Origin of the sequence: Acinetobacter sp. SwsAc6 (assembly GCF_013391565.1) — a bacterium.
Taxonomy (GTDB): Bacteria; Pseudomonadota; Gammaproteobacteria; order Pseudomonadales; family Moraxellaceae; genus Acinetobacter; species Acinetobacter cumulans.
Genome location: NZ_JACAXE010000003.1, coordinates 1 through 14703 on the forward strand (window position 1 = coordinate 1; position 14703 = coordinate 14703).

Genomic DNA, 14703 nt, shown 5'->3' on the forward strand with positions numbered 1-14703 from the left:
CTTCCCGAACTCAGAAGTGAAACCTCTTAGCGCTGATGGTAGTGTGGGGTTACCCATGTGAGAGTAAGTCATCGCCAGCTCATTATTCGAAACACCCCCTGACTAGTGCAGGGGGTGTTTTTTTATGCATAAAAAATATTTTAAATAAGGCTAAAGCTTATTTAGAAACAGGTTTGAATTCGTGACTTTCAATAAAAAAGAATAAATAGGATAAAAAATAAGCGTATTTAGCATAAATCATTAAAAAATATAAGATCAAAATTGCTCAAATTTTCCATTCTAAGCATAAATAACTGTACCTATAGGTGCAGTTATTTGTCTATTTTTTAGACTTTTGTCGTGTGTCTCGTCAAATATCGCTGTGCTCAAATAATGCTCTTGTATTGGGCTGAGCTAAATCTGTAAAACAATAAAAGCTTCCCGATGTGATCACTACAACAATGATATGTAATCTCACAGGAGGTGAGCTATGGCAACGAATGCAATAAATGTGAATCAAGTGATTGATCAGGCTAAATTTACACCTTTTCATTTTAAGGTGGTGTTTTGGTGTCTATTGATTATTTTATTTGATGGCTATGACTTAGCCATTAATGGTGTGGCACTTCCTCTACTGATGCAACAATGGTCATTAACGGCTGTGCAGGCAGGGATGTTGGCCAGTACTGCTTTAGCGGGCATGATGTTTGGCGCCATGCTGTTTGGTACCTTGGCCGACAAAATAGGCCGTAAAAAAGTCATTATGATTTGTGTGGTACTGTTTAGTGGCTTTACCTTTGCTGGCGGTTTTGCATCAAATCCGACCGAATTTGGTCTACTACGTTTTTTAGCGGGCTTAGGAATTGGTGGTGTATTGCCTAATTTAGTAGCCTTAACTTCGGAATATGCGCCACAACGTTTACGTGCGACCTTAGTAACAACCATGTTTAGTGGTTATGCTGTGGGTGGTGTGATGGCTGCTTTATTTGGCGCATGGTTTACCCCAAGCTACGGCTGGCAAATCATGTTCTTTATTGCTGGTGTACCGCTGTTGTTTTTACCTTTTGTTTGGAAGTTCTTGCCTGAATCATTAACCTTTTTGGTGAAAGCACAAAAAGATCAGCAAGCATGCCAAATTTTACAGCGTTTAGATGCTGAGGTTGATTTACCAAAACAGGTGAAACTCGTTCTGAGCGAAGCAAAAGTGTCAGAGCCTGCTTTTGTTAGCAGCTTGTTTAAACAAGGGCGTTCAAGCAATACTTTGCTGTTCTGGTTAGCTTTTTTTATGTGTTTATTAACACTGTATGCTTTAGGCAGTTGGTTACCAAAGCTGATGATGGCTGCGGGCTATTCGATGAGCAGTAGCTTAATGTTCTTATTAGCCATGAATATAGGCGCAGTCATTGGTACTGTTGGCGGTGGTATTTTGGCTGATAAGTTTCATATGAAACCCGTGATTATTAGCTTATGTTTGGCAGGCGCAGTTGCATTATCTTTATTAGGATTTAAGTCTCCACAGCCCGTTATTTATTTATTGGTGGCTGTTGCTGGTGCATCTGCAATTGGTTCACAAATCTTGCTGTATAGCTATGTAGCACAGTTTTATCCAGTGACTGTACGCTCAACAGGTATTGGCTGGGCTTCTGCTGTGGGCCGTACAGGTGCGATTGTGGGCCCAATTTTAATTGGTATGCTGTTGGGTATGGAATTGCCTCACCAAATCAACTTTATGGCAGTAGGTTTACCCGTCATTATTGTTGCGATTGCTGTGGCATTCATTAGCACTAAAACGTCGAAGGAAGAAGTGGATGCAGAAGTCAAATTGCAGAAACGTTTGAGCAGTGTGAAAGCCTAGTTGAATTTTGGCTTAAAGTATCTCTAAAAAAGCCTTCATCTTTGATGAAGGCTTTTTCTTTGGCGATGTAAAAATAATCAAATTTGAATTAAAAGTATTTAAATGGTTTAAAAATCACTCAAGAAAATGAATTTAAGTCACTGAAAATGTGATTGATTAGACTAATGTTGAATTTTTATGGTGGTATAAATTATGTGAATATTAGGCAAAACTACTTTAGTAAATGGCTTCAGCTTTGTTCTAAAAAACAAAATTTTAAACTGAAGGGCGCTAGTTAAAGTGCAATGCAAATAAAGATTTACAGGAGGTGAGTAATGTCAAAAGCAGTGAATGTGAATGATATTATTGATCACGCAAAATTTTCCAAATTCCATTTTAAAGTTTTAGCTTGGTGTTTGCTTATTATCTTATTTGATGGCTATGATCTAGCGATTAATGGTGTTGTTTTACCCTTGCTTATGGAAGAGTGGGGCTTAAGTGCAATGCAGGCAGGTATGCTTGCGAGTACAGCACTTGCAGGGATGATGTTTGGTGCCATGCTATTTGGTTCCTTGGCCGATAAAATTGGCCGTAAAAAAGTCATTATGATCTGTATTGTTTTATTCAGTGGTTTAACCTTTGCTGGTGGCTTTGCTTCAAACCCGACAGAATTTGCTATTTTGCGTTTCTTGGCGGGTTTAGGCATTGGTGGTGTAATGCCTAACCTTGTGGCTTTAACCTCTGAATACGCCCCACAGAAGATGCGTAGCACCTTGGTTACAGGTATGTTTAGTGGCTATGCGGTCGGTGGTGTTATGGCTGCTTTATTGGGTGCATGGTTTACCCCAAGTTTTGGCTGGGAAATCATGTTCTTTATTGCTGGCATTCCGCTGTTTTTACTGCCTGTTATTTGGAAATTTTTACCAGAATCTTTAACGTTTATTGTGCAAAAGAACCGTCAAGCCGAAGCTCGTACTATTGTGCGTCAATTGGCTCCACAAGTATCTGTGCAAGAAACAACAACTTTTGAATTGCATCAAGTTGATACGCCTGAATCTGCAAGCGTGATGAGTTTGTTCCGTCGTGGCCGTGCAACAAATACAATTTTGTTCTGGATCGCGTTTTTCACTTGCTTACTCACCATGTATGCATTGAGCAGTTGGTTACCAAAATTGATGATGGCGGCAGGCTATTCGATGGATAACAGCCTCATGTTTATGATGGTTATGAACGTTGGTGCAGTTGTTGGAATCGTGGGCGGTGGTATTTTGGCGGACCGTTTCCATTTGAAACCAGTATTGATGTGCTTGGGTCTAATGGGTGCGATTGTGATGAGCTTAATGGGCTTCCAGTCTAACCAGTTCTTGCTTTACATTTTGGTGTTCTTGGCTGGTGCGGCGTCTATTGGTTCGCAAATGTTGCTATACAGCTATGTAGCGCAGTTCTATCCATTGGCAGTACGTTCGACGGGTATTGGCTGGGCATCTGCGATTGGCCGTATGGGTGCAATTATTGGTCCTATCCTCATTGGTGGCTTATTAGGGATGAGCCTTCCTGCACACTTTAACTTTATTGCAGTGGGTTTACCTGTATTGATCTGTGCGATTGCAGTTGCATTGATTATGCAAGATACAGATTCTGACAAGATTGAAGTGGCGCAGCCAGCAAAAGCTTAAGCAGATTTAAAATGAATAAGCCTCCGTATGGGGGCTTTTTTATATTTATTAAAATAAATATACTAAAAAAAAATTAAATTAGTAAATTATGAAATCACGCTCAAGATTGATGCTAGAAAAATCGATAGCAGCTATACTGTCAGCTATCGAGATTTATAACAAACCAGATTTTAAATACAGAGAAGAAACTTTTTCTGTCTTGTGTATAAATTCTTGGGAGTTATTATTAAAAGCCCAAGTACTGCATCTTTCTAGCAATAAATTAAGTTCAATATATAAGACTGAATTAAAAACTTTGAAAAGTGGTAATAAATCAACATCTAAAAGCATTAAAAAAAATAGAAGTGGTAACGCGATGTCTATTAATTTGTTTGAAGCATACAATGTTATTACAAATGATTTTGGATTAAAAATAAATAAAGTAGTCTATGAAAATTTATTAGCTCTTACTGAAATTAGAGATAACTCTATTCACTTTATTAATGATGATTTTACTATTGCAATCAAAATACAAGAATTAGGTACAGCGGCATTACAAAACTATCTGCATTTAGTAAATGAGTGGTTTGGTAATGTTTTAGCAAAATATAATTTTTATCTTATGCCTATCTCATTTTTTAGAGATTTTCAGAATGCGTCAGGAACGATATTAAATAATAGTGAGAAAAATGTGCTCGACTATATAAAGAAAAGTGAACAAAAATATGATGATAATGATTTTAGTGATTACAATCTAACATTAAGAATTGATCTTAAATTTCAAAAAGTTAAAAGTACATCGGGCTTACCAGTTATCATTACAAATGATCCTGCTGCTACGGTAGTACAGTTATCCGAAGAAGATATTAGCGATAAATATCCTTGGAATTATGATGTTCTCAGCACAAGATGTATAAAGAGGTATGTAGAGTTTAAAGTTAATAAGAAATACCATGATTTAAGGAAACAATTTGAGTCTGATCAAAGATATGCGTATCAAAGACTTCTTGATCCTTCAAATCCTAATAGCAGTAAAAAAACTTTTTACAATGCAAATATATTTAAAGAATTTGATAAATACTATGAAAAGAAATGATCATAATTTACATAAATTGTGGTGCGAGAGTTATGTTAGTCTGTTCATAATCCTATAAAGTTGAAGGTCTAGGAATGCAATTTAATTCTATCTCCCCAATCCCTGAAGACGATGACGAACTGCACCTACCAGAATTAGTGTATTGGGCATCTTTAGGTGATGTAGCAGAAGTTGAAAAACGTTTAGCCAATGGTGTAGATGTAAACCAAGCAGATGAAGAAGGCTACAGCGCACTACAAGCAGCTGCAGAAAACGGCTATTTGGATGTGGTTCAGTTCTTGGTCAGCAAAGGTGCGGATGTACAGCATAAAGCGCCTTATACGGCTTTAGAGCTTGCAGAAATGGCAGAGCAGACAGAAATCGTAAACTACCTAAAAAGCCTATAAAAAATCACGATCGCGCAGATACGAAAAAGCCCCATCTTCCTGATAGGGCTTTTCGATATTTCGTAAGTTTAGATATGACTCCTGTCGTATCTCACGTCCTGGTGTACAAACCTTTTATTCTTGTTGTTAAGTTTGGAAACTTCCTGTTTCCTGATAACTATAGATTATGCTGAATGAGCACTATTGCCTAGAGGCAGAATTCTGCAAGCGATGTAAGCTGTAGCGTACACGAACGGATGAAGAATCATCACTGAGGCCATGTCGCTAAGCTGCATAATGGTCATCTGCATTAAACACATTGGCCTGAATCTGAATGAGCTTACGGTTACCTTGTTCGCCATTCATACGCCAGTGTGCAATTTTCACATTATCAACCAGTGCAACATCACCTTTATGCCATTCTAATAACAAAGCATCCTTATACATGGCATTGAAGAACTGTTGTTTTTCTTCATCCGTCCATTCAATTTTGTCGCCTTGTTGGTTGTAAATTTCCCATGTGAGTTGCATGCCATCTGCTGTGGAATCAATTTCAATCTCTCCACGGTTATCAAAGCAGTTTTGTGCGGCTTGATGTGCAAAAGGATTGGTATTGTTGGCAAATGCCCACGGTTGTAAGGCCAGTTTTTTGGTATCTGGATGGTGAATCACTAAAGGTGAGCGCTGTAGGGTCAGTTTGGCTTTTTTGTCCTTACGCATTTCAATGCTAAACGGACTCTTTTGTAATAACAGCCGATCCAATACACTCAGTTTGCGTGCAGAGACATAAGAAAAATGATTCCAAGCACCAAGGTATTTTTCTTGTAAGGTTTTTGGGAGTTTATTCCAAATCAGTTCTAAATTATTAAAGCCAGTTTCGGCCAAATAAGTCGAAGGCTCCTGACAAAAAAGAGCGATATAACGTGAACGCTCTGAACGTACACCCCCTTCAACATGCGGGCCTTGTACTGAATTTTCGACGGGGCCAAGTTGTACCGTATTACGGTCGATATAGCGACGATAATCGCCAGCACCTAAAATGCTTTCACTGTATTTACGCATCCATGACGCTGCCCAGCCTGGCATATTGGGATTAAATGCATTCCAAGGTTGAAGTTGAAAATATTGCTCAATCAGCATTTGAAACTGTTCAGGTTGCTCAATTTGATAGCCTCGAAAGACTAAAATGCCGTAATCATGCAGTTGTTGCATCAGTTCATTACGGTGTGAGCCAATATACTGTGCCAAGGCCATACTGGAGTTATTTTCAGTTGTTGCTGAAAATACTTTGGTGTATTCGTTTAAAAAGTGCTGCTGAGGCTGCATAGCTGATTCTCTCATTTCATTTTTTTTATAGTTGCTGCCTGATCCTTTGGCAGTTCTTATACGCGAGCAAATCATAGCGCAAGTTGCGTAAAGAATATGCAAATTATATGTAGAGTTTTACTGAAACGCTTTAACTTTTGTGAAGCAGTTTTATATTTACGACCAAATGCAAGGCGAGAGGATGGTGGTTGAAAATTTAGCTACCCGAAATGAAAAAAGCCTCAACATTGCTGTTGAGGCTTTTCTAATCTATTACTCGGGCTATTGCCTGATTCTTATTGCTGTGTCTATTTTTTCTTTTATGTTATGCGCTTAAGCATATTTTTTATGTTGAGCAGTCCTGCTGTATTGTTTTTGCTTTTATTCTCTTCCAAACTTCCTGTTTGGTATGAACTTAATATAATTGTGTTTCCTTAGGTAAAGAAGACGCTAAATTCTGCATCTCGTGTAAGTCATAGCGTACAAAGCCACAAAATCTTGAGACAAGTCAGTTAAATGGATACAGCATAAAATCAGAGCCAGGGCAAAATGCAAAATATGTATGCCTTGATGAGGAAGATAAAAAAAGCCCCAACATCCTGTCGGGGCTTTTTTTGATTCGTTGCAAAGGTATGTTTCCTTTCATACCATTCAGCATCCTGCTGTTGTGACATTTTTTTATTTTTCTTATCAGACATCCTGTCTGGCTATGAACTTAATATAGTTTGAAAGATGAAACTGAGATAGCTGTTAATTTCTGCAAATGGTGTAGGAAAATGCTTACAGCGATATCGCAAAGAAATGTTCATAATGTTTGGCTGATAACAAGAGCAAAGAATAAGTTTTATGCCGATCATTCAAATTGATATTCGTACCCAGTATAACGACGTGCAAGAACAAGCATTATTAAATACGGTTTTGGATGCCGTACAGCAAAGTTTTCAGCTTCCTCAAACAGATCGTAATATTCGCTTGTGTGTACATGCGCCACATCGTTTTCAAGTGTTTGATGGTTTAGCACAGCCCGTGCTGTTTACACAGATTAGTATTGATTGTTTTGCTGGACGCTCTTTAACGGCAAAGCGTCGTTTGTATCAAAGTTTAGTACAGAATTTAATCACATTCGGTATTCCTGCTGACCATATTTTAATTTTGCTTCGAGAAAGCCCATTACAGAATTGGGGGATTCGTGGTGGTCAAGCAGCATGTGATATTGATTTGGGTTTTCAATTGGATGTGTAAAGTCGTTGAACGTAAAGTTGAATGACACTGCATAGAACGAAAAAAGCCTCAACATCCTGTTGAGGCTTTTTCGGATTCATTCTAGCGGTATAACTCCTGTCGTACCGTACGCTTCCTGCGTCTGTCCTGCTTATCATTATTGTTTTAGGCTTTGGAGACTTCCTGTCTCTCTATGAATCCAATATTAGACTGGCTGCGAATAAGTGAAAAGTGGTCAATTTCCGCAGTTGTTGTAAGCAAAAGCTTACAAGGTGGTTTATGCGTTGACGTATTGCACCAATTTATCAAAAGCTGCTTTCAGTGCTTTGTCATCAAACTCATTGCCTTCAAATGTTTCTGCGCGGTTGCGAGCAAAAATATCACGGATTTCAACCACGGCATTGGTGTCTACCAGTCCAAGCTGCGTTGCTACCTGACGGATTTGATCAATTGAACGTGAACCGTTGCTCCCACCATAGCTGACGTAGGCAGCTGGTTTTGCATTCCATTCTTTGCCTAAATAATCTAAGGCATTTTTGAGTGCTGGACTGTAGCCGTGGTTGTATTCGGGGCTAATGAAAATAAATGCATCGCCTTTGGCAATTTGTGCAGCCCATTCTTGTTGTTTGGGCTGATCATAAATACCCGTCATAGGCGGGTTGGCACCAGCAAAAAATGGCAGATCCCATGCTTTTAGATCAACAATTTCGGTTTGAACCGTGCTGAATTCATAACTGTTGATTTGTGATTGGATCCATGCTGCAACTTTAATTGCTGTACGGCCTTCACGTACGCTACCCACAATAATTTGAATATTCATAAGTTTCTCAAGTGCTATTTTCTGTTTAAATTAATCTATGGTGATTGGGCTGTATAGTATTGATCTGTAAATAATAAAAAAGCACCCGAAGGTGCTTTTTATGACTTGCGTCACTTACATAATTTTAATGCCTTGCTGGCCAGCAGGCGTTACTTTAAAAATTTCTACTTCAAAAGTAATGTTTTTACCTGCCAATGGGTGGTTAAAGTCGACTTCTGTAATGTCTTCACCCACTGTTTTTACCACGCCGTATAGGCTTTGTTTGGCTTTGTCTTCAAACTCGATCATGTGACCTTCAGTTGGACGCTGTTCAAATTTTACAGTGTCAAACTTTTGTACATTTTCAGGGTTCCAAGGGCCAAACGCATCCTCTGGTGGCAAGCTTACAGTGCGGCGGTCGCCAGCACGTAAACCAAATAATGCTTTTTCAAAACCAGGTAATAAACTGCCATCACCCATCACTAAGCTCACAGGTTCAGCACGGCTACGGGTGTTATCAATTTCTACGCCATTTTCAATCGCGACAGAAAAGTGAAGATCGACTTTAGAGCCGTTTTCAATACGAATTTCTTCGTTAGGATGAATCAAATCAGTCATTTTTTTGCGCTTCCGCACGTTGAATACGCTGCTTCTCAAGGAAGAAGGTATCAATCAACAATAAGATGGTACCCAGCGTAATGGCACTATCTGCAAGATTAAATGCAGGGAAGTGGCTGTTGTTGTAATACACATGAATGAAGTCGACCACATAACCTAAAGATACGCGGTCGATTAAATTACCAATTGCGCCACCTAAAATAAGGGCAATCGCAATGGGTAAAATTTTCACGGTTTTTGGCATACGCATCAGCCAAAATACAAAAATAACAGACACTAAACCTGCAAGTGAGGTAAAGAAGTAACGTTGCCATCCACCGGCATCGGACAAGAAACTAAAAGCAGCGCCATAGTTATGTAGTAATGTCCAATTTAAAAAGGGTAGGACTGGGACAGGGTCTGCATAATTCAGACTCGTGCTGGCAATCCATTTGGTCCATTGATCCAAAAGAATGGCAACAATGGATAAGCCTACCCACACTAAATTGTGTGGATAGAATTGAAATAAACCCTTTTTTTGTTGTGGATTAGGCATATTTTCTCTCTTCGCCTTGACCTGTAGGAAGGTTAATAATACAACGAGAACAAAGACCTGGATGTTCGTGATGTGTATTCACATCTGGTAGAACATGCCAGCAACGCGCGCATTTTTCACCGTCAGCTGCTGATACGTTTACACGTAAACCTTCAAGGTCAGATTCGTTGCCTTGCGCTGCATCAAATGCATTTACAACCACTTGAGATGTGATGAGGACAAAACGTAGCTCATCACCTAGACGGTCAAGTACAGTTTTGAGTTCTTCAGATGCCCAAAGCTCTACTTTGGCAGATAAGTTAGAACCTACTGCTTTTGCATTACGTGCTGCTTCAATGTGTTTATTTACTGCAGATTTTACAGCAATGAGCGTTTGCCATTCTGCTTCAGAAACAAGGTTAGCGGCTGATGCAGTTGGAATGTCATACCATTCAGCAGTGAAGACATATTTCTCAGATTGCTCTGGAATTAAAGGCCATGCTTCTTGCGCGGTAAAGCTTAAGATTGGTGACATCCAGCGAACAAATGCTTGTACCAAGTGATACAACGCAGTTTGTGCAGAATGACGTGCTGCAGAGTCTGCTTTAGTGGTGTATTGACGGTCTTTGATGATGTCTAAGTAGAAACCACCCAAGTCGTTAATACAGAAGTTGGTCAACGCATTCGTTACGATATGGAAGTTCATATCTTCGTATGCTTGTTGAATGGTTTTTTGAACATCGCTTGCACGTTGCAAGATGTATTGATCAAGCGCGATCAATTGATCTACAGGCAATGCATCCGTCGATGGTTTGAAACCATTCAAGTTGGCAAGCAAGAAACGTAAAGTGTTACGAATACGACGGTAACCATCAGATGCACGGCTAAAGATTTCTTTACCCGCAGTCATTTCATAACGGTAATCTGCAGATGCGATCCAGAAACGTAGACCATCAGCACCCATATCTTTAATGATGTCTTGTGGTGTGATCACGTTACCGATTGATTTTGACATCTTACGGCCTTTCTCATCGACCACGAAACCGTGCGTCAATAAGCCTTTGTAAGGTGCGCGTTCATTGATTGCAATCGATGTTAACAATGAAGATTGGAACCAACCGCGGTGTTGATCTGAGCCTTCAAGGTATAAGTCTGCTGGATCTTGCAGTTCTTCACGTTCACGAAGCACTGCAAAGTGTGTTGTTCCAGAGTCGAACCATACATCTAAAGTGTCACGTACAGCATTGTACTGCTCTGCATCTGCACCGATAAATTCTGCTGCGTCACGGTTATACCAACCATCAATCCCTTCTTGCTCGATCAGTTTTGCAACTTCTTCAATCAATTCAGGTGTGCGTGGGTGTAATTCGTTAGTATCTTTGTGTACGAAGAATGGAATTGGCACGCCCCATGTACGTTGACGTGAGATACACCAGTCTGGACGACCTTCGATCATCGCTTCAATACGGTTTTTACCCCAATCCGGTACAAAGCCAATGTCATTTTCAATCGCATTGAGTGCTTTGGCACGTAAACCTTGTGCATCCATGCTAATGAACCATTGTGGTGTCGCACGGAAGATAATTGGAGTTTTGTGGCGCCAGCAATGCGGGTAGCTATGCTTAATCACCACATGCGCCCAAAGCTTAGTCGCTTCAGTTAAAGCAGCAATAATTTTTGGATTGGCTTTATAGATGTGCTCACCAGCAAACAGTGGAGATGTTGGTAAATACACACCATTACCGCCAACTGGATTTTCAACTTTTAAGTTGTACTGTAAGCCAACTTTATAGTCGTCTACACCATGGCCGGGTGCTGTATGTACTGCACCTGTACCGCTACCGTCTGTGACGTGCTCGCCCAAGATGACTGGGACTTGGCGTTCAGCAATTAACGGATGTTGTAGTACTAAGTTTTCAAGTTTAGCGCCAACAAATTCAGCAATCACTTCAAATGCTGTAAAGCCATAACGCTGTGTTGCAGACTCAACCAATGATTTTGCAAGAATGAAGTTTTGTGGTGCTTTGTCTTCGCCAGTTGCTTTCACCAATTGGTATTCAAGCTCAGCATGCAGTGCAACCGCTTGGTTGGCAGGCATGGTCCAAGGCGTAGTGGTCCAAATCACGATGTCTGTACGATCCGCGATTTGTACGCCTAAACGTGCCGATAAATCTGCTAAATCAACAACAGTAAAGCCTACGTCAATTGCATCCGATTTTTTATCTTCGTATTCAACTTCAGCTTCAGCCAAAGATGAACCACAGTCCAAACACCAGTTGACAGGTTTAAGACCCGGCTCAATATGACCCGCTTTGGCAATGGCGCCAAGTGAACGCACAATGTCGGCTTCTTGTTTGAAGTTCATGGTGAGGTAAGGGTTGTCCCAATCACCAAACACGCCCATACGCACAAAGTCTTTCTTTTGCAGTTCAACTTGTGTGTATGCATATTCACGGCAGGCTTTACGGAAAGTAGAGGCGTCTACTTTCACGCCAACTTTACCCACTTTTTCTTCTACTTTGAGTTCAATTGGAAGGCCGTGGCAGTCCCAACCTGGTACGTATGGTGCATCAAAGCCATCCATCACACGGCTTTTGATGATGATGTCTTTTAAAACCTTGTTAACGGCATGACCCAAATGAATTTGACCATTTGCGTATGGAGGGCCGTCATGAAGCACATATTTTTTCTTGCCAATACGCGATGCACGAATCTGCTGATAAATGTCATCGGCATACCACTCTTCTAACCATTTCGCTTCACGTACTGCGAGATTTGCTTTCATTGCAAATTCAGTACCTGGGAGGTTTAGCGTGGCTTTGTAATCCACTGCATTTTCAGGAGTTTGCTTATCGCTCATGCAAGTTGTCATCCAATTTCATCCGTCTAGGACGGACACGTTTTATCAATAAAAATTAAGTCGAATTAGAATGGAAATGTTGGGGTATTTTGTCGAAACTCAAGGAGTTTTTCGACATCATCATCAATTCCAGCTTTTAGGGCTTCAAGCGACGGATAGTCCTTTTCACCATGTAAATAGTTGAGGAACGTTACCCGCATTAACAGGCCATACAGATTAGCAGAAACATTCGGAAAATGTACTTCTAAACGCCACTCTGGATGAACATGTTTAATGGCAGGACGTGTACCGACATGACCCGCACCGAATAGGGCAGTGGGTTCATAGCCCGCAATGCCAAGTTGCTCAGGGTTGTCCTGTTGCACTTTGGCACGTAGGGACTCAGTTTCACACAGAACTTCTACACCATAAATGCCATTTAGGCAGGGTTTATGACGGTTGAGCCTTACGTTAATGGTCGGAAAATTAATGGTACGACCAATTTGATCGCCGTATTGCACACGACCGGTGATGCTATAAGGACGACCGAGTAATTTTGCTGCATGGGCTAAGTCACCAGCTTGCAGAGTTTGCCGAACGAGGGTTGAACTAACACGTTCACCATTGACTTCAACATTTTGTAAATCGGTCACATGAAAACCGCGTTGGCGTAAAAATTCACTATTGCCTTGACGGTTTTTACCGAAGTGATGATCTTCACCTAAGACTAAACTTTGCGTATTGAGTTTGTATTTTAAAATGTCGCAAAAAGCGTCAGCGCTGAGGTTGCGGAAGTCATTATCAAATTTTGCCACCACAATATAGTCTACGCCGAGCGCTGTTAAATATTCGACTTTTTCACGTAGCGAAGAAATGCGGGGTGGTGCTTCATAAGATTTAAAGAATTCAAGCGGTTGTGGCTCAAAAATCATCACTGCAGTTTTTAAATTTTGTTGTTCTGCAATCTCTTTAAGTTGGCTGAGCATCGCCTGATGACCCAAATGTACCCCATCAAAATTGCCGATCGTTAAGGCCGTTTGAGGAAATTCTAAGTTGGGCGCTAAAGCATTCAGACGGAGCAGCTGCATGGGCGAATCAAATCGTTGAAAATGTTTGTGGGCTATATATTGCCATATTCTTCAGCATTCGTCTTGTTGTTGTGTTTTTACGCAAAAGAAATCCGCAGTTTAAGTTCGTATATAGAAAAAATTGATTCATTTAATAAATATTAATCAATTTTTCTTATTTGTTGGGTTGGTTAAGATAAGACCAGCTTCTAGATGAGGACAACAATATGCAAAACACGGTGCTTTTACAGACACGGCTTGAGACGATGATCCGTCAGTTCACTCCGAACTGGTTTACGGTGTGTATGGGGACGGGCGTGGTTGCACTGATTGTATCAGAGTTCCCTATCTTTCAAGCATTCACATGGTCATTCGGCGCGATGCTTTGGCATTTGAATATGCTGCTCTTTGTGTTGTTTAGTGCTTTATATGTGTTGCGTTGGCTGTATTACCCTGTCGAAGCCAAACAAATTTTTAAGCATCCCATGATGTGTTTGTTTTTGGGAGCTATCCCGATGGCGCTGGCGACCATTTTAAATGGCTTTTTAAAATATGGTCAGCCAATTTATGGCGAAAGCGCCTTGGTTTGGGCCGAGCTACTTTGGTATGTCGATGTGGTCTTGGCTGTAGCAATTGCTTGGCTGGTCCCTTTTGTGATGTACCAACGACAACAACACGAACTCAAAAGCATGACTGCAGTTTGGCTACTGCCGATTGTGGCCTGTGAGGTTGCAGCCACAAGTGGAGGCTTATTACTGGGTCATCTTGTTGTGACGGAGCATGCTGTTGGTATCTTGCTAGCCAGTTATGTGCTGTTGGGAATGTCTGTACTGCCAGCTTTTGCGATTTTAACTATCCTCATGCTCCGTTTGGCGCTACATCAGTTACCTGCCAAAGAATTAGCCATTAGTAATTGGTTGGCTTTGGGGCCAATTGGTACAGGTGCTTTTGCTCTGTTGGTACTGGGTGCTCAGGCGCCTAGCGTATTGGCCAGTATTGGACTCGCACATGTAGGGCAGATCCTACATGGTGCAGGTATTGTGGGTAGTTTAATATTATTGGGCTTTGGCTTGTGGTGGTTAGGCTTAGCGATATTGACCACATTACATCACAGGCGTGTGTTGCCTTTTAATTTAGGTTGGTGGGCCTTAACCTTTCCGTTGGGGGTGTATAGCTTTGCGATCTTAAATCTAGCTGCGCAACTACAGATGGCATGGATTTATGGCTTTGCTTATGGTTTGAGTGCGGCTTTGCTTGTGCTGTGGTTATGGGTGGCTGGCAAAACTGCACACGGTTTTTATCACGGGCATTTATTTTTTTCACCGTGTTTAAAAAGCTATTTGGAGGCAAAGCAACAGTGCGCTGAAAAAGCCGTGTAATGGGGGAGGCTTGATTGAGTGCGTATGCAGAC

General features: G+C 40.8%; 12 protein-coding genes. 6 read left to right on the top strand and 6 right to left on the bottom strand.

Translation table 11 applies throughout. The features are described 5' to 3' along the window. Window positions 1–469: 469 nt before the first annotated feature. The 4 genes from HYG93_RS02630 to HYG93_RS02645 all read left to right on the top strand — a co-directional run bounded on the left by HYG93_RS02630 (window position 470) and on the right by HYG93_RS02645 (window position 4950). Window positions 470–1834, top strand: a complete 1365-nt coding sequence (locus HYG93_RS02630; RefSeq protein ID WP_106984108.1) for an MFS transporter — start codon at window positions 470–472, stop codon at window positions 1832–1834. 314 nt (window positions 1835–2148) lie between these two features. After that, window positions 2149–3489 carry an aromatic acid/H+ symport family MFS transporter gene (locus HYG93_RS02635; protein WP_106984109.1) on the top strand — a complete coding sequence of 447 codons (1341 nt, stop codon included), beginning with the start codon at window positions 2149–2151 and terminating at the stop codon, window positions 3487–3489. A gap of 88 nt (window positions 3490–3577) precedes the next feature. Then, window positions 3578–4564 carry a DUF3644 domain-containing protein gene (locus HYG93_RS02640; RefSeq protein ID WP_178961807.1) on the top strand — a complete coding sequence of 329 codons (987 nt, stop codon included), beginning with the start codon at window positions 3578–3580 and terminating at the stop codon, window positions 4562–4564. 74 nt (window positions 4565–4638) lie between these two features. After that, window positions 4639–4950 (top strand): ankyrin repeat domain-containing protein, encoded by a 312-nt coding sequence (locus HYG93_RS02645; RefSeq protein WP_106984111.1) that lies wholly within the window; start codon window positions 4639–4641, stop codon window positions 4948–4950. Between the two features lie 264 nt (window positions 4951–5214). Here the strand turns inward: HYG93_RS02645 and HYG93_RS02650 are convergent, their stop codons facing one another. Next, window positions 5215–6255 (bottom strand): TauD/TfdA family dioxygenase, encoded by a 1041-nt coding sequence (locus HYG93_RS02650; RefSeq protein WP_106984112.1) that lies wholly within the window; start codon window positions 6253–6255, stop codon window positions 5215–5217. A gap of 825 nt (window positions 6256–7080) precedes the next feature. Between HYG93_RS02650 and HYG93_RS02655 the strand changes: the two genes are divergently transcribed. Beyond that, window positions 7081–7476: a tautomerase family protein gene (locus HYG93_RS02655; RefSeq protein ID WP_106984113.1), complete on the top strand. Its 396-nt coding sequence runs from the start codon at window positions 7081–7083 to the stop codon at window positions 7474–7476. A 256-nt stretch (window positions 7477–7732) separates the two neighbouring features. Here the strand turns inward: HYG93_RS02655 and HYG93_RS02660 are convergent, their stop codons facing one another. From HYG93_RS02660 to ribF, 5 genes are all read right to left on the bottom strand, one after another. Then, window positions 7733–8275: an NADPH-dependent FMN reductase gene (locus tag HYG93_RS02660; protein ID WP_106984114.1), complete on the bottom strand. Its 543-nt coding sequence runs from the start codon at window positions 8273–8275 to the stop codon at window positions 7733–7735. Window positions 8276–8389: 114 nt separating this feature from the next. Next, the gene (locus HYG93_RS02665; RefSeq protein ID WP_106984115.1) at window positions 8390–8872 is read right to left on the bottom strand and encodes a peptidylprolyl isomerase; all 483 of its coding nucleotides are present in this window, start codon (window positions 8870–8872) and stop codon (window positions 8390–8392) included. After that, window positions 8865–9407: a signal peptidase II gene (gene lspA / locus HYG93_RS02670; RefSeq protein ID WP_106984116.1), complete on the bottom strand. Its 543-nt coding sequence runs from the start codon at window positions 9405–9407 to the stop codon at window positions 8865–8867. The genes HYG93_RS02665 and lspA overlap by 8 nt, the downstream gene beginning before the upstream one ends. Further along, window positions 9400–12246 carry an isoleucine--tRNA ligase gene (gene ileS, locus HYG93_RS02675; RefSeq protein ID WP_106984117.1) on the bottom strand — a complete coding sequence of 949 codons (2847 nt, stop codon included), beginning with the start codon at window positions 12244–12246 and terminating at the stop codon, window positions 9400–9402. Before ileS ends, lspA begins: the two co-directional genes overlap by 8 nt. 65 nt (window positions 12247–12311) lie before the next feature. After that, complete coding sequence (gene ribF / locus HYG93_RS02680; protein ID WP_106984118.1) at window positions 12312–13313, bottom strand: riboflavin biosynthesis protein RibF; 1002 nt, start codon at window positions 13311–13313, stop codon at window positions 12312–12314. 206 nt (window positions 13314–13519) lie between these two features. On the opposite strand from ribF, the gene HYG93_RS02685 reads away from it, so the two are divergent. Beyond that, window positions 13520–14671: a TDT family transporter gene (locus tag HYG93_RS02685; RefSeq protein ID WP_178961809.1), complete on the top strand. Its 1152-nt coding sequence runs from the start codon at window positions 13520–13522 to the stop codon at window positions 14669–14671. Window positions 14672–14703: the final 32 nt, after the last annotated feature.